Genomic DNA, 2409 nt, shown 5'->3' on the forward strand with positions numbered 1-2409 from the left:
GATGTCTGGCCGTCACTGTACATGAACGCAACTACCCATGTCAGCTCTCGAGTGATGTCAACAGTGAACAAACTGCCGCAGACCAAACGATGTGAGATGACGAGCTATATCTCGAGCTGTTCCTTTCTCCACGTTGTACAACAGTAGAGGATCGCAGCAGTTTCGGTCCGGCATAGGACGAGACATCAACCGCGTGCATCGCGACTCCGCTCGAGGCTGTTAGCGTCACTTCTTAGTCCGGACGGGGTGCTTGGCGCGTTGACACTTATGACTGAGCCAGTCGATCCTCTACCAGGAAACTTCAGAATCATGGTGCTGTGCTGTGAGGCCCGAAGGTGCACTGATGTACGTTAAGTAGATGTCGCAGGCGGAGTAGCCTCACGAGGATCGTTGCACCATTCAGTGTGTCAGTGTTGCTGTCGTCCTGCTCTCAGCTGGTGTTAGAAGTGCAATCGTCGCCAAACATATGGTGGCGACTCGAATGAGGCACGCGCAGCGTGCAAGCTTGAAACAGGTGGTAAACAAAATCATTCGTACCTTGACGGTCCGTGAAAGTGCACACCCGTCGTCATCTGAATTTCATTGTTTCCTATGTCATGAAGATGGCTGGGTGACAAAGTCGGAGCTGGCGAGCCGCTTTGACATTGTGTGACAGGCGTCACGATAGGAACACGAAGAAGACAAGAATGTACGACACGAGGAAAAGAGTGGGACAGGATTGTATCCTGTCTCCCGACTTCTTCTGCTTGCCGCTCGCATAAGCATTGCTTGCATCGTTTGGTCGGCGTGTGACGCGGCCAAACGGCTAGCCGAGTCGGACCGTTGCCCGGCTGGGCCTAGCGCGCCGAGCCGAGCAGCGGTCACTTCTCAAAGCATCGAGAACCCGAGTACATACAACCGCGTAGTATTCAACCCGACACGGCCGCCAGATCAGAGATCTGCCGCCTGTCACACATTGGGTGAGAGGTACCTTCCAAACAATTTCAACTTCTGCCGAGGCCGCTCACTTTCGACCAGCCATTCACCGAGCAATGTGAGGCAATGAAATGTGGAAAAGAGGTGGTGACAGCACCACCGCCGCAGGACTGTCCGACTGCCGCGACAACGCATCGATTCGATGTGAGGCCGACACCACTATTGCACCATGCTCACAGGTGACACAGGCCGGCGCGTTCCGAAACACAAGACGCATGGCTTGTCGGCTTCCCACAGTTGCGTCTGCGCGACGATATGCCACCACGATTCTCTACGTGTTGATCAGCTAAATCGCCCGCACCGTTCCTGGAAGGATGAGTGCGCTAGCAGACTCGAGCTTGGCGATGCACCTCTTCAGCATATACGTTCGCATGCTGGCAACACGACGTGTGCGGGTACTTTGCGTAGTAGAAGAAATCCACGACCATCTGTGACGACAATCTGTATGTCACATGTATCAGAGCGAAGATGGACCTCACGCCTTTTCAGCAGCCTCGGCTAGATTCTAGATTGCTGGGATCGGTGGATGAATCGAGGTGTTCCGCATTTCACAGTATTTAGCAGAGGATCGCAGGAGAGCTAGGCGAGATGCAGGATGATGTGTGCCTGACTGACGCCAACAGGTGACGCACTTATCCTCTATGCTCTTGACTGCTCATTGTGTGCATTGCACTTTCGCAAATCTTGGAATCGCGCTCGCAGGGATGTCACGTTCGTGACTTCGCATACATGCAGGCATTGCTCACTTTGACTTGTGGTCACTCTCACTCTGTGCTGTCGCGCCTCGAGCCTGACGTCGCGCGTGCATACGCATAAGGTAATGATGATCACCATGACCAAGCAGACCAAAATTCAGTCGCCGCAATCGCCGCACTCGCCGCAATCGCCGCAATCGCCGCAATCGCCGCACTCGCCGCAATCGCCGCACTCGCCGCAATCGCCGCAATCGCCGCATAATCGCCGCATCAGGTTGCAGCCCTTAATGATCTGAAAGGAGTTCAACCATCGTTGCTGAAGCCGCGCAGCGGCATGCGGTGCATCAAGCGTCATATTGGAGCAACGCTTCAAGAGGCGTCACAGTCTTCGGGGTAGCACGAACTTCCACGCGCATACAGTGCAGCCCGTACGCGACAAAGTTAGAACTGGGCACTCCCTCTTGGTGAGAAGTATTTCCAAACCGGTCTCAACTTCTGCCGAGGTTGACTTCTACACCGCGATCCTCTATACATGCTGCCACATCCAGCAGCCACGCCATTCTTCGTCAACGGTTCTACGAGCGTCGGGTCCATGACAGATGTCTGGCCGTCACTGTACATGAACGCAACTACCCATGTCAGCTCTCGAGTGATGTCAACAGTGAACAAACTGCCGCAGACCAAACGATGTGAGATGACGAGCTATATCTCGAGCTGTTCCTTTCTCCACGTTGTACAA

1 protein-coding gene is annotated in these 2409 nt (G+C 54.2%); it reads left to right on the forward strand.

The genetic code is table 11. The features are described from left to right. The first annotated feature begins 1807 nt into the window (after positions 1 to 1807). Complete coding sequence (locus P4L78_RS15195; RefSeq protein ID WP_309328696.1) at positions 1808 to 1966, forward strand: hypothetical protein; 159 nt, start codon at positions 1808 to 1810, stop codon at positions 1964 to 1966. Positions 1967 to 2409 lie beyond the last annotated feature (443 nt).

The organism is Silvimonas sp. (assembly GCF_031291215.1).
Classification (GTDB): domain Bacteria; phylum Pseudomonadota; class Gammaproteobacteria; order Burkholderiales; family Chitinibacteraceae; genus Silvimonas; species Silvimonas soli.

What these genes read in the sequence shown, in the direction of transcription:
- P4L78_RS15195 (WP_309328696.1), top strand. Translation starts at nt 1,808, where the DNA reads ATGACCAAGCAGACCAAAATTCAGTCGCCGCAATCGCCGCACTCGCCG.